This is a genomic window from Burkholderia sp. AU33545, from assembly GCF_020419685.1.
GTDB lineage: Bacteria > Pseudomonadota > Gammaproteobacteria > Burkholderiales > Burkholderiaceae > Burkholderia > Burkholderia diffusa.
Genome location: NZ_JAIZRQ010000010.1, coordinates 186,810 through 205,738, shown reverse-complemented (window position 1 = coordinate 205,738; position 18,929 = coordinate 186,810). Strand labels below are relative to the sequence as shown.

Here is an 18,929-nt window from a genome sequence, read left to right as displayed (position 1 = left end):
AGCGAAAAAAACCGCGTCAATACTCCAAAACCATAAATTGGACTCGATGTCCACGTTTTCTTGCCAAGTGAACGACCTCGTCCCACAATAGAACGGTCGGCGCTGCCACCCGACGAATGCCCTCAACCCCGAAAACCGCCGTGTGAGACAGTCGCATGTCCGAACCCGCATCCACGCTCCTCGCAGTGACCTCGAAAACGCCATTGACCTTGCGTGAGCGCAATAAGCTCCGAGTCAGGGACGATCTTGTCGATGCAGTAACGACGGAGCTTGCAGACAGCGGCGCGGGATTGTGTGCGCTGGATGACGTTCTCAGACGGGCGGGCTTGTCCAAAGGAACGTTTTACAACCACTTTCCGGGTGGCCGCGATCAACTGCTTCTTCTAGCTTACGAGCAGATCGGTGCCGAGTTTCAACGAGATAGCACCAGGCTTCGGGATGGCGGAAATTCACCGTCGGAGAAGATCATGGCGTTCGCAGATGCTTACTTCGCCATCTGCGCGGACCCGCGCAAGGGAAAGCTGTACAGTGTTGCCGAACCAGCTCTGGCACCGATTTTGGCGCCAGCGATCGGCAGGACATCCGGTTGGGTTCGCGCCGAGATCACGGATGATCTGAGAGCCACGCCGCGATTCCGGGGGAAGAAGGGGCATTCGCGCGCCGATGCGTGCGCTATTCTGCTCGTCGGTGCGATCCGGGAGGCGGGTAGACGAACGTACGTCGACGCCACGAGCGCACCGCCATTGCGTGCCGAATTGCTTTCCATCGTCACTTCCATTATCGGAGGTGAATAGACTCACTGCGGTCAACACAGCGTATGAAAAAGCGGCTCACCCATCCGACCATCACCATCGACCTGATCATTTATGAAGGTTTCAAGCTCCTGGACGCGGTCGGGCCGATGTCCGTGTTCTCTTATGCGAACATCCATCTTGCGGAGCTAGGCCGCCCGCCAGGTTACGACGTGCGGATTGTTGCGAGCAAGGTGACCCCCATCGCATCCGACTCGGTCGCCTCCCTCACACCGACCAAATCGCTTTCTCCATTGTCGGTGCCGCATACCGCGTTTGTCGTAGGCACGCGGAGCATCGACGATGCCGTCGCGCAAAATCCTGAAATCGTTGATTGGTTCGGCTCGGTGGCGAGTCGACTCCAAAGAACCGCGGGACTCTGTTCCGGCGTCTTCTTCCTTGCCGCCGCCGGTCTGCTCGACGGACATCGCGCCACGACGCACTGGAGCGTTCGAGATGAACTGAAGGACCGCTATCCTAAGGTTTCAATCGATGAAGAATGCATCTTCCTGAACGACGATTGGCTGTGGACATCAGCTGGCGTCACTGCCGGGATCGATCTGGCACTCGCAATGGTCGAGCAAGATCACGGACCGGAACTTGCCCATTTGGTCGCCCGCGATCTTGTGGTCTACCTCAAGCGCTCGGGCACACAATCTCAGTTGAGCGTACACCTCCGAGTTCAGCAGACCAACCGAATTGAAATTCGGCAACTGCAAGAGTGGCTCCTGGAAAACATCACACGGAAGCTTTCCGTTGCCGAGATGGCCGGATACATCTCCATGAGCGAACGTAACTTCTTAAGGGTATTCCATGAGGAAATGGGCATGACGCCTGGACGTTACCTGGAGAAGACACGTATCGATATGGCGAGCCAGCTACTTCGCGAGACATCCCTGCCTGCCAAGGCGATCGCGAGTCACGTCGGGTTCGGGAGCTACGAATTGATGCGACGCTCTTTTCAAAAGGTGCTCGGTATAAGCCCGAGCACTTACAGAAGCACAGGGGAAGAAACGAAGCCGAAATAAACCGTCTGCGCTTCGGCTCAGGTACCTCCAGCCGATCACCGAGAAGCCTGACAGGCGCGGTTCCTTTACCCGGATGGGCAGGATTCCGCCTGCCTTCGTTGCGAATGCGAGATGAACGCAGGCGGATCGGCCTCATAGACGTAGTACTGGTGCGGCTGGAAAACTCAAGGCCGAAAGCTCATTTTCTGGCAATGGTGTCGGGTTACTCAGCCTTGAAGCAATAGACGGCAAGTTTGTTGCCATCCAGATCGCGCACGTAAGCAGCATATGCGTTTGGCGCCCAGCCACGCGGTCCGGCAGGACCTTCGCATTTTCCACCTGCGGCAAGCGCGCTTTTGTAAAACGCGTCGATCGACTTGCGATCCGGTGCTTCAAACGAGACGGTCACGCCATTCCCAACGGTGGCTGCTTGGCCATTCGCCGGCTTCAGAACGAAGAAGGACGGAGACTCCTGACCCCAGATGGAGCCGTTGTCGTTGAGGTCGGCGACACGCTTCAAGCCGATTTCTCCAAGCACGCGATCGTAGAACGAGCGCGCATTCTCGAGATGGTTCGTGCCGACAGTGATGTGCGTAAAGACTGCCATGATTCTCCTCTTTGAGTGACGTGATGGTACGGCGCTGCGCGCCAGAATGAATCTTCGGATGATTGTGTATTCACCCTCGGTACGCACCGAGGGCAGTCGCGTGATGCCCGATGTGGTCCGCGATGAAAGTTGAAATGAAGAAATAGCCGTGGTCGAAGCCCGGATGACGGCGCAGCGTCAGCGGCTGGCCGGCCTTCGCGCAGGCGCCTTCGAACACGTCGGGGTTGAGCTGGTTCGCGAGGAACTGATCGGCGAGGCCCTGATCGACGAGGATGCCGTCCGCGAACTTCGGCGCATCGGCACGCGCGACGAGTTCGCTTGCGTCGTGCGCCTTCCACGCATCGCGATCGGCGCCGAGGTAACCCGAGAACGCCTTCTCGCCCCACGGGCAGCGCGTCGGCGCGGCGATCGGCGCGAACGCCGACACCGACCGGTACAGGCCCGGATGGCGCAACGCGAGCGTCAGCGCGCCGTGGCCGCCCATCGAGTGCCCGAAGATGCCGAGCCGCGCACCGTCGATCGGCAGTTCGGCCGCGACGAGCACGCGCAGCTCGCCCGTCACGTACGACTCCATCCGGTAATGCGCGGACCACGGCGCCTCGGTCGCATCGACGTAGAAACCCGCGCCGACGCCGAAGTCCCACGCGTCGGTCTCTCCCGGCACGCCCGCGCCGCGCGGGCTCGTGTCGGGCATCACGAGCGCGATGCCGTGCTGCGCCGCGTATAGCTGCGCGCCGGCCTTGATCGCGAACGTCTCGTCGGTGCACGTGAGCCCCGCGAGATAGAACAGCGCCGGCACGCGGCCGTGCGCGGCCTGCGGCGGCAGGTACACCGAGAACTTCATCGGCAGGCCGATGGCCGCCGAATCGTGACGGTAGAAACGCTGCTCGCCGCCGTGGCACGCATGCGAGGAAACGAGTTCGAGCATCGCGGTGCGCTCCCGGTCAGTACAGCACGACCGAGCGGATCGACTCGCCGGCCTTCATCAGGTCGAAGCCTTCGTTGATCCGCTCGAGCGGCAGCGTGTGCGTGATCAGGTCGTCGATGTTGATCTTGCCTTCCATGTACCAGTCGACGATCTTCGGCACGTCGGTGCGGCCGCGCGCGCCGCCGAACGCCGAACCCTTCCACTCGCGGCCCGTGACCAGCTGGAACGGGCGCGTGCTGATTTCCTCACCGGCTGCCGCCACGCCGATGATGAACGACTGGCCCCAGCCCTTGTGCGTGCACTCGAGCGCCTGGCGCATCAGCTTCACGTTGCCCACGCACTCGAACGAGTAGTCCGCGCCGCCGTCGGTCAGTTGCACGATGTGGTCGACCACGTTCTCGACTTCGTTCGGGTTGATGAAGTGCGTCATCCCGAACTTCTTCGCGAGCTCGACGCGCTTCGGGTTGATGTCGACGCCGATGATCTTGTCCGCGCCGACCATCTTCGCGCCCTGGATCACGTTCAGGCCGATGCCGCCGAGCCCGAACACGACGACGTTCGCGCCGGCCTCGACCTTCGCCGAGTACACGACCGCGCCGACGCCCGTCGTCACGCCGCAGCCGATGTAGCAGATCTTGTCGAACGGCGCGTCCTCGCGCACCTTCGCGACCGCGATCTCCGGCACGACGATGTAGTTCGAGAACGTCGACGTGCCCATGTAGTGGAACAGCGGCTTGCCGTCGAGCGAGAAGCGCGACGTCGCGTCGGGCATCAGCCCCTTGCCCTGTGTCGCGCGGATCTTCTGGCACAGGTTGGTCTTGCGCGACAGGCAGAACTTGCACTCGCGGCATTCGGGCGTGTAGAGCGGAATCACGTGGTCGCCCTTGCGCAGGGTGCCGACGCCGGGGCCGACGTCGACCACGACGCCCGCGCCCTCATGGCCGAGGATCGCCGGGAAGATCCCTTCCGGATCGGCGCCCGACAGCGTGTAGTAGTCGGTGTGGCAGATGCCGGTCGCCTTCACTTCGATCAGCACTTCGCCGGCGCGCGGCCCTTCCAGATCGACTTCCTCGATCGTGAGAGGCTGTCCTGCCTTCCAGGCGATTGCGGCTTTGGTTTTCATCTCAATCCTCGATCTATTTGCTGGAACGAAGATTAAGTGTCGGGGAATGCTCAGCCAACGCTTCTCCTGAGTTTTGGCGGGATCGTTGCGCACGATGGCGCGAATCAGTGCCTGCGCTTTCAACCTGAAATCTACGCTTGGACGGCCCCCTTTTCGTCATCCACGCCTTCGACCTGGGAGACCCGGGCGTATCCCGCACTAGGGGAAACACTGGCTTTGCAACTTTGGGATGATTGACGATTGATTTCGGCCGCTGAAAATCAGTTCGACAGATGCCGGTACCGCACGGGAATCCGTCTCCTGCGAGAGGTCGATGCGACAGATCAAAAATACTTGCGTCGACCAATGTACGCGCTAATAACGCCAGCCTTTCGTCCTAACTTTGGAAGGAACCCCACCATGGATGCCGCAAGAGAAGCAAATCAACCGCAACTGCGGAAGGGCGCTTTAGGGCTCTTCGCAATAGTCTCGGCCGTAATCGCAACCAACGGCCCCTTGACCGCTCTGGTAGGCGCGGTTCCCGTTTCCCTCACCATGGGCAACGGTATCGGGCTGCCTTCGGTATTTGTCATCGTCGGCCTAGTCTATGTGCTCTTCAGCGTTGGCTTCACCGCAATGAGCAAATACACCACGAACGCGGGTGCGTTCTATGCGTACATCGCTCAGGGACTCGGGCGGCCGTGGGGCATCAGCGCCGCGTTTGTCGCCATCTTGTCGTACAACGCAATGCAACTCGCCTGTTACGGCATGCTTGGATTCTTCCTGTCGACAAGCCTACACGACTGGATCGGCGTTGACGTGCCATGGTGGATATGCTGTCTCGGTGCGCTGCTCGTCATTCTTGTAGCGAGTATCACCAACATTGAGATCAGCGGTCGGTTATTGTTTTTCCTCCTCGCTGCCGAAATGCTCGTTATCGCCGTATTCGACGTCGCGGCAGTTTTGCACGGCGGTCCCGCTGGCTATACGCTCGCATCTTTCACCCCGCAGCATACCTTCACTGCTGGTTTTGGAACGGCAATCGTGTTTGTAGTCGGTTCGTACATGGGCTTTGAAACCACTGCGATTTATGCGGAAGAAGCAAAGGAGCCACATCGCAATATTCCATTGGCGACTTATATCTCCATCACGACGATCATGGTGCTGTATACCTTCTCCGTTTGGGCGCTGATCGTCGTCTGGGGTCCCAGCGAGGTCCTCTCCATGGCTGGGAAAGATCCCGCCAGCTTGTGGTACGGAATGGCAGAGCGTATCGCCGGCAAATTCATTTCCGAGGCGATGCAAGTGCTGATGCTTACCAGCCTGTTCGCCGCACTTCTCAGCTTCCACAACACCACGTCCCGGTACATTTTCTCGCTCGGGCGAGAAGAGGTGCTGCCAAGGGTGCTTTCAACGGTATCACGAGGACAGCAAGCGCCCGTAGTTGCATGTGCGGTGCAAGCTGCCGCCGTGGCCGCGGCTCTGCTCCTGTTCGCATGGTCGAAGTCCGATCCGATGAATGTCGTCCTGCCCTATACGGCCGCACTCTCGACCATCGGTCTCCTGTCGGTCCAATGCTTGACTTCGCTTTCGGTGATCGCCTTTTTCATGCGGGGCACCCGTGGCGAGAACGCGTGGGTGAGGCAAATAGCACCGGCGGCAAGCGCGATCGCACTTGCGTGGTTCGTATTCATGGAAGTCAGCCACCTCGATCTGATGACCGGATCGACGTCGCGGTGGATCTATTGCTTCCCTTACGGCATCGCCGCGCTTGCGCTCGGCGGCGTGATGTACGCACTTTGGTTGCGCAAGGCTCGTCCGGATCGCTACAGCAGTCTGGGACGCTTCCTCTCCGAGCTGTGAGTTTCCCCGGCGCTCCAGAACACGGCTCGTAGAAGAGCCGACTGAAACCCATCAATCGGTCCAACGCAGGCGGCGATCGCCGCAGGACGGCGTTCGGCCGAAACACGTCGATTCCAGGAGTCGTTCGAATGCGCAATCCAGAAATCAACCGGTACGCGGTAATGAATCGTCGCGCGAGTTCATCCTCTTTCAAGGCCACATCTGCAAAGTTTCGGACCCGCGCAATCCGTGCATCCGTTGCTGCTATCGTCGCATGTGGGCCGATGATGGCCGCCGCTCAAAGCAGCGTCACACTTTACGGTGTGGTCGACACCGGCATCACGTTCCTGTCCAACCAGCAGGTCGCGGACGGCGCCGGTGTTTCGGGAAGACGCGCTTGGCAAATGACCGCCGGTAACAGCGCGCCGTCGTCATTCGGTATAAAAGGCGTAGAGGATCTCGGCGGCGGAATGGCCGCGACTTTCAATTTGCAGAATTATTTTCAATCGAACAACGGCGCTTTCTTTGAGCCGAACGGGCTGTTTGACGCCAATGCTACCGTCGGCCTGAAGTCCGACAAGCTCGGTGTGCTCACGTTTGGCCGCCAGTTCGACTCGTACACGACATATCTCGCGCCATATGCGTCGAGCAATGTCTGGTCCGGTTTTGCGGGCGCGCACTTCGGTGACGTTGACAATCTGAATGCCGCTTTCAACGTGAACAATTCCGTCGTGTATACGAGCCCGACATTTGGCGGCTTCTCCTTCAGCGGCACATTCAGTCTGGGCAATCAACCTGGAGCGTTCGCAACTAATCGTGCATGGGCTGTCGCGGCCGGCTACCAGTCCGGCGCCCTCTCCGTTGCGGCCGGTTATCTTTCGCTGCGGGATCCGTTCACCGCAGCCTTGGGCGGCAACAACGCATATATCGGCGAGTTCAGCTGCGGGCAAAGCCCGTCGAACTATTGTCAACTGCAGAACGCGAGCGAGCTTCGAACATACGGGGTTGGCGGCAGCTACAGTTTCGGCCGGTTCAACGTGAATGCCACGCTTACGCGCGCGAAGTTGCTGGCCAGTCGGTATCTGGTCCAGGCCGGCGGCCCGGTCAGTGACGTGCGATTCGATACAGCCGAAGTCAATAGTCTGTACAGTTTTTCCGAGGCGCTGCAGTTCGGTCTGGCCTACGCATACACGATTGGAAAAATGTCCGAAACGGGGGATCGGCCTCAGATTCACAAGGTCAGCCTCGCGACGATCTACAATCTTTCGAAGCGAACGCAGCTCTACCTCATCGGCAATTTCGAAAAAATGGCTGGCGATGGCATCGGTATCAACCCCGTGACCGGCTCGCTCGAGCGCTACGCGCAACTCTCGTATTTCGGCAATTCGAATTCGTCGAGCCAGCTCGCAGTGTCGATGGGTATCAAGCACACGTTCTAGCCGCGTCTTGCGGTCTCGACCCGGTTCTGGACGATCGTAACGTCGAAGTAATCGACGCGAGCGCATGGACCCGCCAGCGTCTCATAGACACTCACGAGCCGTTTAGCGATAAAAGATCGCCGGCGGAACCATGCCGACGAACCGGGTCATAAAACCTTTCGATGTAGTCGAACAGGTCCGGGGCCGCGTCGCCCGGCTCGAATAGGGGCGCCGCTTGATTCGCTCCTGTTTCAGGAGCACGGAAGAACAGCAGCAAGCCACTGCGGGGAGCGGTCAGCGTTGCTCTCCCGTCAGTTGCCTCAACTGTTCGAGCAGTTTGACGGCGGGGCTCGGCAATAAACCGCGCCCGCGCCGAAATCCGGTCAACGTGCGCCGCCCGACCACCTTCGGCAATTCGAGCGTATCGAAGACACCAGCCTTGCTCTCCGTCACGTACATAGGTTCAAGCATCCAGCTCAGAAAGCCGGACCGGGCGACGAGACTCTTCAACACGGTAATCGATCGGGTTTCGACCACGATGTTCGGGAGTCCCAGGCCGTGTCCGGCGAACACCTGCTGCATGTGTTCGGATGGCACGGTGCCGCGCGGCGGCACCCATGGCCTCATCGTCGAGGCGATGCAGGAGACCGGATTGCCGCCCGGCACGGTGAATTTCGTCACGAACGCCCCGGCGGACGCTGCCCGCATCGTCGACGCACTGGTCGCCCATCCCAAGGTCCGACGGGTCAACTTCACGGGTTCCACGCGCGTGGGGCGCTTGATCGCGGAACAATGTGCGCGTCATCTGAAACCGGCCGTGCTCGAACTCGGCGGCAAGGCGCCATTCATCGTCCTCGATGATGCGGACGTCGACGCAGCGGTTGGCAGCCTGCCATGCTCACCGGCGAGGGATTGTCGGTGACGATCGCCGGCTACGGCCTGACGGCCTACAATCTCGGCGGCGTGCTCGGCGCACTCGCATGTGCGATGGCGGTCACCCGCTACGGTTCGCGCGTCCCGTTGCTGCTGTGCGGCATCGGCGGCGCCGCCAGTGCATGGCTGATCCTCGGCGTGGACTTGAAGCATCAGACCACGCTTCTGATCTTGGGACTCGGGCTGCACGGCCTGTTCGTCAACGCAGTCCAGTCGACGATGTATGCACTCTGCGCGTACGTCTATTCGACCGGCGTGCGGCAACCGCCACGGCGTCCAACCTAGCTTTCGGCCGGCTCGGTGCAATCCTCAGCGCCTTTGCCGGTGCGGCCGTGATTACCGCGACCGGAGGAGCCGGCTACCTGCTCATGCTTGGATCCGCGATGATGGTCGTATTCGTCGCCCTTGCCGTCGTTCGTCAGCACATTCCCGCGGATTCAACGCGACGTTAGGCGATACGCGCTTCCGGTGACAGGCGCGGCGGAGACGATTGCCGGAAGCGCGAACCGCCGCACAATACACTTGCACCGGGTGTCGGTAAAAAACCGAACCCGGTCATGGCGATTTCTTTACCGAATGCACTGACTGTCAGGCTGCAACATTCACAGTTCGCCGGCAGAGAACGAGTCGCTGGAGATGACGAGCCGGCCATCCACTGGCTCCCAGAGCGTCAGTGACCGCATGGTGGCCTGGACCGTTCCACCAGCATCGGTAATCCGCCAATGCAGCCAGCTCGAGATCGCGGAGTCGAATGCGCTTGCCGATACGACTTCCACTTTGACGTACGGAGCCTGCTCGAACATGTGCTGAAGCGTTGCTACGACTCCTGCGGCGTCATGCGCGGCTGCCGGCATACCTTCGCCAGCGATCCATGCCTGCGGCGAGAAGAATTCACGATGGATGGTGTTTGCGTCGTGTTTGGGCCATGCCTTATTGAGTTCCGAGACGCGAGCTTCAAGCGCGCTGCGAAGGGTTTGTGACATAGGGTCTCCACCTGTTTTCCGGTTCGATGTGTCGGTCCGATCGGACCCGTCGCGCCACGTTGGTTGCGACGTAGCGTATTGTCGTCAATCGGTCTCGCCGCCGGAATCCATCGCAAGATTGAATTTTTCTTTCACATGTCTTTCCCGCGGCAGGACCTGCACGGATATGCAGGTAAACACGATGTTGACGGGCCGATGACGGGTGACGATATTGAAGTGCAGCCTAAATTTTCATCGTGGACGTGGAATGAAACCCCAAGAGCTCAACCAGTTCGCAGTCGAAACCATGAAGTTTTTGTCGACTATCCTGCGAACCGACAAGATGCTCTTTTACACCGTCGATCGGTCTGCGGACGGGCCGATCTTCGTGCCAAGGGACATCGACGAGGATCTGCTGACGAGCTATATGTCGTCAATGCGGGACGTCGATCCATTTAACACCGAGCGAGCCTGGTTGTCGGGGAGTTCAGTCGAGGTCGCCAGTAAAGGTGCCGCGCGTGTGCCATACGGCGAACGTTTCATGGATTTTTTCGGCAGCTATGGCTTTGGCGAGATCGTGGAACTCTTCTTCCGCGATGCCAAGCGTCAGTTACGTGGCGGGCTGAGTATTCCGCTCACGCACTCTCAAAGCAAAGAGGAAGACGTGCGACGTGTCGTATTGGACGTTGCCAATTGTCATCGCTTCATTGAGTTCAATTTTGTTAGCCAACGCTTGAATGCGTCGGACGCGGACGCCGAATGGTATCTGAACGATTTTCCGCTTTCAAAACGCGAAACGCAGATCGCCCGATTGATTGCAGATGGGCGCAGCAATCAGGAAATCAGCGAGGCATTGTGCATTAGCCTGGCGACCGTCAAAAGCCACTTGAACAATATCTTCGGAAAGGTTCAAGTCACCAGCCGCACGGCGCTTGCAGCCAAGATCCTGCGGCAGGCTGTAATCCGTTAAAGTCGCCGCGCAAATCCGGACAATCGGACAAGTGGGTTTGGCCGAGGCCTGAGCCAGCGATCATGCTGGTAAAGGAACCGGGGAAACGACGAAGAAAACCCGACGCACGCACTCAGCGGCGTTCCAAGCGAAGGTGGCGCTGGCGGTAGATTTGCTGCCGCGCCCCTTCCGGCCTGTTCCCGGAACAACGGAACCCCCGGCGCCGAAAAACGTGGGGTTCGTCGGCAATCTGAGGACTGCGCACGCAGTCCTCATCTTCAAGTGTCGATCGTCAACCTCGAACGGGTTGCTCCGTCTTCACCTCGTCCCGCAGCGCTGCGCGCACATTGACTGCAGCGATTGTCCCGCTCTCGATCGCGCCATCAATAAAGCCGCGCCAGCCATTCGCCCAGTCCGAACCGGCAAAGAACAGTCGGTTATCGGAGGACTGCAACGTCGCGAGTGCCGAGGTGAGCTGATTCGGCCGGTAGAAACACCACGTGCCCAACGCCGCTTCATCTTTCGCCCAATCATGGGCAATCACTGCTCTCACCGCGGCATCGGGCAACAACGTACGCAGAGCCGTCTGAACCGCCTCGAGACTCGACACGTCGACTTGATCGGGCGAGCCGAAGCAAACTACGTAAGTGCCATCCTCTGCCTCGGTATCGGTCCATGCGGCCAGAACGGGATTCGGATAGGGAGCCATACCAAACCAGCTGCCGATCTTTCGATCAAGTTTCACCCAGAACTTCGTACCCTTCCCTACATGCTCCTCGCGCGAAGCCGCAAGTTTTCCCGGACTCAGTTCTGGGATGAATTCCACGTTCTTGAGCACGTTCATCGGCAACGCGCATACCACTTGCCGTGCAGTGAGCGTTTCACCATTCGCCGTATGGACCTCGGCTGCATCGCCCCGCTGCTCGATTTTCACGACTTTGGTCGAAAGCAGGAGATCTGCCTTGCTGTCCTCCAGCATCGCCAGCGCAAGGCTGGTCGTGCCCTCCTCGATCTTGAACTTACCACACTTGTCGAACATGCGGCCCATTTCGTGGTCTCCCAGGGCCCACCAGCGCAGTTGATCCGCAAGACCGGCCGTTGCGGGATCTCCGTGGCAATCGAGCGCGAGCATCGCGCCGATCATGTCGCGAATTTCCGGGCGCAGATTCAGTTCCGCGAGGCGATCGGCGAGGGTGATATGGTCGTACTTTGCAATTTCCTCCGAGTAAAGCGGATCGTGTGCTCGCGGGAACACCGTGCGCGCCTCGGCACCGTCGACATTGCAGTATGCCGCCATGGCCTCGGCAAACTCTGCCCATACCTCCTCTGCTGCCGCCCGTTTGAGGACGCCGTCGCAAAGATAGGAAATCGTCGTTGGCGCGGCACCTATGGACTCCTTGATGCTCAGGCCGTAGCGCGTGACCTCCGACCATACGTGAGGCTGACTCCAGTGAATCCACGTGCCGCCAATTTCGTAGTCGTAGCCGTCGACGCGTGCGGCGAACGTGCGGCCGCCGATTCGATCGCGACTCTCGACGAGCAACACCCGATAGCCATCTCTTCCCAAATCCCGTGCCGCCGTCAGCCCGGCGAAGCCCGCACCGACGACGATCACGTCGTAATCGCACGCTGCTGCGTCACGAGCGCGTACGCCCGTGACAGCCGCCCGGGTCGGCAGCTCGTTCCGTGGCGGCCGTGCATCGGCATAACGCACGTACCCCTCTTTCGTCACCGAAAGCTCCGAATCTTTAAGCTGCGACATGCTCAGTCTCCATGAAGGTCGCGTTGTATCCTTGCGTCGACACGCTCGTCATTTGATGCGACTCGCGATGATTCGAGTCATTCAGCGGTGAACGACGGTCCGTCTATTTTTGACCTTCACGATGCGGGTTGCCTATCCGCCAAAGGATGGTTTTTCTTCGGTTTATCGAAGATTACCGATGGCCGGCGCCGAGCACGCCAATCACCCTCCTATGAACGGTGCGCTGCGAGCGCGAGAATTGCGCGAGCGGCATGTGTTGAAGTTCGTACCGGTCAGCCTTGGCTATCAATACCTTGATGTTGTCGGGCACCAGCAGCTCGGGAACGCCGCCGTAGAATTCCAACGCGTCGATCAGGCTGCCGATCCAGTCAGGCATGGCCTCAGAGCGTGTTGCACACGCATACCGGATTCGATTCGCATGAAATTCGCTCAACCACCGTCCAACATCTGGGGTTCAGCTCATCACTGGCTGCGCCCAGTAATACGCACTCGATCTCGCGATGCCAACCAGTTCCGGCTCGGCGGTGGTGTTGCGCATGTGATCCACGACGGGCGTTAGCCTTGTCTCTTTTTAGGGGACTGACCTGCCCCCGGTTTTAGTCCGGACTGCAGTTAGAGTCCGAGGTTAAAAGCTGCTGCTTTGCATCGTGCGCCCGAGCGAACTGCACTGGCGTCAGATAGCCGAGCGAACTATGAGGCCGCTCGGTGTTGTACTCGATACGCCATTCCTCAATCAGCCGCTTGGCGTGGCGCATCGAGACGAACCAGTGCTCGTTCAGCCATTCATCGCGGAACCGCCCGTTGAAGCTCTCGATATAGGCATTCTCCACCGGCCTGCCAGGCCGAATGAACGACAGCGTGACACCGGCTTCGTAGGCCCATGCATCCAGCACCTTACCAGCGAACTCCGGCCCGTTGTCGACCGTGATGGATGCGGGTAAGCCTCGCATCTCCTTGAGCCGCTCGAGCACTTGCTGCACGCGTAAGCCCGCGTGTAGTCGTCTGAGGTCGGACGGAATTCGTGGAGGCCAACGGGTTAAGCAGCGATCTGATTCAGATAGAAGTGCTGCGTGAACGCGACCGGCGATTGGTAGTTCAGACGCGCCTGCATGCGTTGCCGGTTGTAGAAGATTTCGATGTATTCGCTGATCGAGTGCCGCGCCTGCTCACGGGTGGCGAAGCGTTGATGATAGACCAGTTCGTTCTTCAACGTTCCCCAGAAGGATTCGATCGGGGCGTTGTCGTAGCAATTGCCGCGGCGGCTCATCGACGCCTGCATGCCGAACTGGCTCACGAGTGCTTGATAGGCCAACGCACAATATTGCGACCCGCGATCGGTGTGGTGAATCAGACCTGCCGACGGCCGTCGGGTCGCGACCGCGCGAAACAAGGCCTGCATGACCAGATGTTTCGTCATCCGTTCGCTCATCGCGTAACCGACGATTTCGCCACTGTACAGGTCCTTCAGACCGGCAAGATACAGCCAGCCCTCGCCGGTCGCGATATAGGTGATGTCGCCGCGACAGGCAGGTCGTGCTTCGAATTCGTCGTGGCCTTGAAGCGGCGTTTCTGCTTGCAGCGCAGCCCCAGTTTTCTGCGCAGCCGCCTGATCCGGTGTACGCCGATTCGCACGCCACGTTCCTCGAGATGTTGCTGCAGGCGCTCGGGCCCGAAACTTTCCCGGGTTCGCCGGTGGGCCGCAAGCACCTCCGCTTCCAGGCGAGGCTCCTGCTGCGTTCTTTCGGACGGCTTGCGCTTGCGCCACGCATAGTAGCCGCTTACCGATACGCCCAGCACGCGGCACATCGGCGGCACGGGATAGTCCTGTCGCACTTGTTCGATCACGCCGTACTTCACCGCGACTCCTTCGCGAAGTACGTCGCGAACTTTTTTAGCAGATCGCGCTCCATTTTGACTTCGGCCAGTTCGCGCTTGACCTGCGCCAGCTCGGCCTCCATTTCCGTCAGTGGCTTCTGGTGCCGACCGACATCTTTCAGCTTACCGGCCTTCGCCGCGCGCACCCAGTTTGCCAGCGTCTTGATTGGGATCGACAACCGCCGGGAAGCTTCCGATACCCCAACACCTTCAGTCAACGCCAGCTTGACCGCTTCGTCGCGAAGCTCCTTCGTATACACCGCTCTTGGAATTCGATTCATGCATGCCTCCGTTTCTCGATTTTACGAAACGTTGGCTTCCATTTTTTCCGGCCGGCCTCACACCAATCGGCAGACGAACTCGTGGCCATCACGATCCCCGACACGAGCGTTGGTGAAAGATCCGCATTTTGACCGTATACGTACTATATGCAAGTGTAGGTGGACGAGTATTCCGGCGTCAAGGCATCGATTCGGCGCCTTGCTCGATGCACGAGCGACCGTTGGCGGCGCTACGCCGGTAACGAGCTCGAACGCCGCCGGCGTGGGAAAACGCCAGGTGAATACCCAGCGCTTCATGCCGCCCTTCGCGTACCGTCAGAAGATGTGTCGCATGCCGATCCGCAACGCCAGTTGGTTTCGGCCGGACGATGGGCCGAACAGCGTGATTTGCGCTTGCGCGTCGTTGCCCGACGTGCGTTGGAATGCGGCGGTCGCGTATATGTCCGTACGCTTTGAAAGAGAATAGTCGAACGTCGTATTGACTTGCTGCGCCTTGTTTCCATTGAGTACTGCGTTTCCGTCCATGAATTGATAAGCCACGGCGATACGCAGGAACGGGTTGACGGGATACATGCCACCGACCTCGTAGACATTCACGGCGCCGCCGGTTGCCGTATTTCTCGTATTTGTATAGAGAAGGTCGACATAGGCCGGCCCGACAAACACACCGCCACCGAGGCCAAAGGTCCGGATGCCGGAATTCCCGTTGTTCATGTTCGGGTAACGGACATACGTGTAGGCAGCGTCAAGATCGAACAGACTATTGCCATAGTCGATACCGAAGCTCTGCGAGCTATTTTGCGAGAATGCGCCCGCCACGCCGCCGAACCCATACATGGCGCCAAAGCTGAATCCCTTGATATCCGGGCTTTCGTACTTGATCGCGTTGGCGAGACGTTGACCGGAGACGCGGTCGAAATCGAATCCGCCAGCCGGCAGGTTGGGAACGTTCAACGCGTTGAAGGGGCCTTGCCGGAGGTTCTGAAGCGTAATGACCGGGAACGCTGGGCCGTAACGCCGAATCGCCAGCGACGTGAACATGAAGTCATACTGGTTACCTAGGGTTACGCGGCCCCATTTTTCGTCGGCCAGTGCCAAATAAGTCAGTCGACCGAACGTGTTTCCGATCGATGCGCCCGTGCCTTCGTTGAATTGCCCTTCGATCACGAACGTCGCCGTCAATCCTCCGCCCAGGTCTTCCTTGCCGCGAAACCCGAACAAGTTCGGCGCGATCACACCGCTGCCGAAAGAGAACTGCCTGTGCCCTCCGACGTTGCTGACGTAATCGAGGCCTGTATCCAGCACCCCGTATATTTCGACGCTGCTTTGCGCATGTGCAGCGATCACCACGCCTCCGAACGATGCTGCAACCGCAGCAGTCAACGCGGCCGTCCTGCACTTGATTGCCTCCCCCTTCATCCCTGCTCTCCTCTCGCCGATCAAGATTGAACTTCGATAGCTGCACCCGATGGTGTGTCGTACACGACCGGGCACGACTCGATCATTAAAGGCCAAAAGTCGTCCAGCCATCCAATTTCTGCACGATTAATCCGAATGACGAAGATGAGTACACCTACATCATCGACTTCGAACCAAGCGCTCTCAGCGCTGCAATCCGGGCGCCGGGCGATGCAGCGCGATCGCGGTATGCGAGACCGCAATACGGCGATATTTCGGAGATGCCTAACGTCGGAATGTCGTCTGACTCGCGATCACGAACTGAGGATTCGAGATGGAGCGCGTGCATGTCCGGTTTCGGCGACAGTTCCACTTCGTACCGGAAATCGACGTCGAGGAGGCGATAGCGCACGAGGACTGCGAGTCCGGGATAGATATCCCAAGAGCGAGGAGTAAATGTCGGCGAAGAATTCGGGGGCACCGAGACAACCGTGCCCCCAACCAGCTAAGTGCTTAACGCTCCACCAGCGCGAGTACCCGGCACGGGCTACCCGAACCGCGCTTGATCTTCAGCGGCGGCGTAATCAGCATCGATCCGGTGGGCGGCAAACGGTCCAGGTTCGCCAGGCTAGACAGGCCGAACTTGTTGCTGCCGTGCATCGTATGGTGACACGGGAACGGTTTCGCAAACGTGTAGGCCTGCCCGGCGTCGGTGCCGACGGGTTCCGTACCAAATCCGATCACATCGCGCTCCTTGGCCAAGAATTCCGGGAGATCCTCCGACGGTCCGGGCGAATGACCACCGTCCTCCCGCGTATTCAAGAAGCCATCGGTCAAATTGCGCGACGACCAGCCAGTGCGCATCAACACCCACGCGCCAGCAGGAATTCGCCCGTAGTTCTTCTCCCATGCCTCGACATCGGCAACGGTCAACAGGAAATCCTCGTTTTCCTTCACCCGATCCGAGACATCGATCACGCACGCCGGCGCGATGAATTTCTGCACCGAGATGGTGTCCGTCGCACCGTCCGGATAGTCCTTGCCCGTGATCCAGTGCACCGGCGCATCGAAGTGCGTCCCGGTGTGTTCGCCGCACGAGAAGTTGTTCCAATACCAGTTCGGCCCGCGCTCGTCGAAGTTCGAGATCTCGTCCAGGCGGAACGGGGCCGTCTGACCGTATTGCGGCGGGAGCCCGATGATCGGCGTGCGCGCCTGCAAGGTATGGCTCAAGTCGATGACCTCGATCGCGCCCTGTGCGATCGCTTCGGAAAATTGCTTCAGGATGTTGCTCATACGTAGTACTCCTTCACTCTCTCTTTGGTACGGCTTGAAAATCGGTTCCGACGTAGCCTTCGATGGTGTGCCCAACGTCTCATCGAGCATAAAACGCGGTGGCCGCGTCAACTGCAATGCGCTTGCCGCGATATCGCTTCGCGAACGATCCCGGTCAGAGCATCGCTGCCGCTGGGCGGCCCGTACGGTTCGGCTTGAGAACCGTCAGGCGCAATGCGGGATAAACCACGATGCAAATCGCAACGGTCGTGATGGCTTCCACGGGAATGATCTGTGCGAGCAAATAGTGCGACGTGATCACCGCGACGATCAGTGTGACGACCCCTGCCCAATTGACGCTCTCCGCCGGCGCCTTCAAATCCAACTCTTCCTTCGAGACACGCCGGACGATGAAAAAGTCAGCGACGACAATGCCCGCGAACGCCGTCGTCAGCACCCCGAGGATCGTGATCCAGGAATTGACCAGCGCAAGAATTTGCCCATAGAGCATCAGCAATCCAACTATGTTGGCAAGAACCACGAACGTCAGTCGGCCGGGACGGAAGTTGAGCGCATCGAAAAGATTGGAGAGCGACAAGGATGCGCTGTACGTGTTCAGCACCTGCGTCTTGCCCTGCGCAAGGACCATCAGCAAAGCCCCCATCACACCACCGAAGACCACGAATGCGGCGGTAATGCTGTCCGGGCTTTGCAGCGACGCGTGCATCGCGGCCTCCCGTGTCATACCGGCCGTATGCATGTAGAAATCCACGAGTGAAGGGATACCCGCGTACATGATCACACCGCCGAGTACGAGCATCAGCACATCCATCGACAGATTGCCCAGCAACGCGGCGATTCCAATGTCTCGCGAGCGGCGAGCATATCGGCCGAGATCGGCATCGAACAACGCAAGCGCGCCCGCGGACCCGATCAGGACGTTCACTGCGAAGATGAACTTGTGCATGTCGCTGCCTGCGCCCATGGCCTTGAGCGTATCGAGCGGAAATTGCGATCCGAACGAGAACAGGTCGGCTGCGGAGTGCGGACTACTGGAAATGACCACTTCCATGATGTAGGCCAGCACGATCAGCGACAGAATCAGCGCGATCGACGAGACCCGGGCAACGAGCTTGAATCCGTATGCCGTGAGGAACACCCAGAGGATCGTCATCAAGCCATAAGTGACGATTCGGGCAGTGAGCGTATCGGCGATCCCCAGGTAGAAGATGAATCCCTTGTACAACAGCGCATTCTCGAGCGCCAGAAACCCGATGATCATGAACGCAAAAATCAACGAAGAGACGATCGACCCTCTGCGACCGAACCCGAAGTAACGGGACATGACGGTACTGGAAAGACCCGATCGATACGCGACATGGCCGCACGCCCAGCCAAGCAGCGCACCGACAACGGTCACAAGAACACCGGCGAGCAAGCCGATCTTGATACCGGCTACGAACGTAACCAACGCGCCGAAAAATAGCTGAACCAGGGATACGACGATGCCAGCCGTACTCCAGGTCAAAGACAACCATCCTTGCCGAGCATCGTCCGGCACGGGCTCCAGTGCGTGGTCCTCCATCTTCACGCTCAAACTTTCTTCCTTCATCTCTCGCTCCTGTTGATACCGCTAGTCACTCGCTGGCCCGGTGGCTCGAAGGTCACACCCAACACATATGTACGTATACGTACTATATGGAAATAGTCGGCCGATTTAATACTGTCTATAGGGGAAACCACAATTCGGATCAAACGACGTTAAACGGCAAACCCACCTTGCTCATATCGGCCGCCTCCGT

The 18,929-nt window shown here is 59.2% G+C and carries 13 protein-coding genes and 6 pseudogenes; 7 read left to right on the top strand and 12 right to left on the bottom strand.

Going from position 1 to position 18,929, the window contains the following annotated elements; all coding sequences use genetic code 11:
- Positions 1–155: 155 nt before the first annotated feature.
- The gene (locus tag LGM71_RS30130) at positions 156–794 is read left to right on the top strand and encodes a TetR/AcrR family transcriptional regulator (protein ID WP_226118113.1); all 639 of its coding nucleotides are present in this window, start codon (positions 156–158) and stop codon (positions 792–794) included.
- Positions 795–817: 23 nt separating this feature from the next.
- A complete protein-coding gene (locus LGM71_RS30125) occupies positions 818–1,819 on the top strand; it encodes a GlxA family transcriptional regulator (protein ID WP_151049848.1) in 1,002 nt (333 codons plus the stop codon).
- A 202-nt stretch (positions 1,820–2,021) separates the two neighbouring features.
- On the opposite strand, the gene LGM71_RS30120 is transcribed toward LGM71_RS30125, so the two are convergent.
- From LGM71_RS30120 to LGM71_RS30110, 3 genes are all read right to left on the bottom strand, one after another.
- Entirely contained in the window at positions 2,022–2,405 is a 384-nt protein-coding gene (locus LGM71_RS30120; protein WP_151049850.1) for a VOC family protein, read from the bottom strand.
- Positions 2,406–2,475: 70 nt separating this feature from the next.
- Positions 2,476–3,333 carry an S-formylglutathione hydrolase gene (fghA, locus tag LGM71_RS30115; protein WP_151049852.1) on the bottom strand — a complete coding sequence of 286 codons (858 nt, stop codon included), beginning with the start codon at positions 3,331–3,333 and terminating at the stop codon, positions 2,476–2,478.
- Between the two features lie 16 nt (positions 3,334–3,349).
- Positions 3,350–4,456 (bottom strand): S-(hydroxymethyl)glutathione dehydrogenase/class III alcohol dehydrogenase, encoded by a 1,107-nt coding sequence (locus tag LGM71_RS30110; protein WP_062885791.1) that lies wholly within the window; start codon positions 4,454–4,456, stop codon positions 3,350–3,352.
- Positions 4,457–4,855: 399 nt separating this feature from the next.
- Here LGM71_RS30110 and LGM71_RS30105 point away from each other — a divergent pair, with 399 nt between their 5' ends.
- Together LGM71_RS30105 and LGM71_RS30100 are read left to right on the top strand one after the other, a co-directional pair.
- Positions 4,856–6,298, top strand: a complete 1,443-nt coding sequence (locus tag LGM71_RS30105; protein ID WP_226118111.1) for an APC family permease — start codon at positions 4,856–4,858, stop codon at positions 6,296–6,298.
- Between the two features lie 128 nt (positions 6,299–6,426).
- Complete coding sequence (locus LGM71_RS30100; protein WP_226118109.1) at positions 6,427–7,716, top strand: porin; 1,290 nt, start codon at positions 6,427–6,429, stop codon at positions 7,714–7,716.
- A 273-nt stretch (positions 7,717–7,989) separates the two neighbouring features.
- Here the strand turns inward: LGM71_RS30100 and LGM71_RS30095 are convergent.
- A pseudogene (locus LGM71_RS30095) lies at positions 7,990–8,310 on the bottom strand (LysR family transcriptional regulator); the annotation flags it as partial.
- Between LGM71_RS30095 and LGM71_RS30090 the strand changes: the two are divergent.
- Positions 8,309–8,584 (top strand): annotated as a pseudogene (locus LGM71_RS30090) (aldehyde dehydrogenase family protein); the annotation flags it as partial. The pseudogenes LGM71_RS30095 and LGM71_RS30090 sit on opposite strands and share 2 nt — an antisense overlap.
- A pseudogene (locus tag LGM71_RS30085) lies at positions 8,578–9,080 on the top strand (MFS transporter); the annotation flags it as partial. The pseudogenes LGM71_RS30090 and LGM71_RS30085, both read left to right, overlap by 7 nt.
- A gap of 150 nt (positions 9,081–9,230) precedes the next feature.
- Here the strand turns inward: LGM71_RS30085 and LGM71_RS30080 are convergent.
- Entirely contained in the window at positions 9,231–9,611 is a 381-nt protein-coding gene (locus tag LGM71_RS30080; protein ID WP_226118107.1) for a hypothetical protein, read from the bottom strand.
- A gap of 247 nt (positions 9,612–9,858) precedes the next feature.
- Here LGM71_RS30080 and LGM71_RS30075 point away from each other — a divergent pair, with 247 nt between their 5' ends.
- Positions 9,859–10,560 (top strand): helix-turn-helix transcriptional regulator, encoded by a 702-nt coding sequence (locus LGM71_RS30075; protein ID WP_151049858.1) that lies wholly within the window; start codon positions 9,859–9,861, stop codon positions 10,558–10,560.
- 271 nt (positions 10,561–10,831) lie between these two features.
- On the opposite strand, the gene LGM71_RS30070 is transcribed toward LGM71_RS30075, so the two are convergent.
- The 7 genes and pseudogenes from LGM71_RS30070 to LGM71_RS30040 form a co-directional block, all read right to left on the bottom strand.
- Positions 10,832–12,301, bottom strand: coding sequence for a flavin monoamine oxidase family protein (locus LGM71_RS30070; protein ID WP_226118105.1), 1,470 nt, complete (start codon positions 12,299–12,301; stop codon positions 10,832–10,834).
- A gap of 262 nt (positions 12,302–12,563) precedes the next feature.
- A pseudogene (locus tag LGM71_RS33475) lies at positions 12,564–12,719 on the bottom strand (IS21 family transposase); the annotation flags it as partial.
- 178 nt (positions 12,720–12,897) lie between these two features.
- A pseudogene (locus LGM71_RS30060) lies at positions 12,898–13,290 on the bottom strand (integrase core domain-containing protein); the annotation flags it as partial.
- 47 nt (positions 13,291–13,337) lie between these two features.
- Positions 13,338–14,457, bottom strand: a pseudogene (locus LGM71_RS30055) (IS3 family transposase).
- A 315-nt stretch (positions 14,458–14,772) separates the two neighbouring features.
- Positions 14,773–15,876: a porin gene (locus LGM71_RS30050; RefSeq protein ID WP_226118103.1), complete on the bottom strand. Its 1,104-nt coding sequence runs from the start codon at positions 15,874–15,876 to the stop codon at positions 14,773–14,775.
- 492 nt (positions 15,877–16,368) lie between these two features.
- Positions 16,369–17,148: a cyclase family protein gene (locus LGM71_RS30045; protein WP_226118101.1), complete on the bottom strand. Its 780-nt coding sequence runs from the start codon at positions 17,146–17,148 to the stop codon at positions 16,369–16,371.
- A 154-nt stretch (positions 17,149–17,302) separates the two neighbouring features.
- Positions 17,303–18,739, bottom strand: coding sequence for a purine-cytosine permease family protein (locus LGM71_RS30040; RefSeq protein ID WP_226118099.1), 1,437 nt, complete (start codon positions 18,737–18,739; stop codon positions 17,303–17,305).
- Positions 18,740–18,929 lie beyond the last annotated feature (190 nt).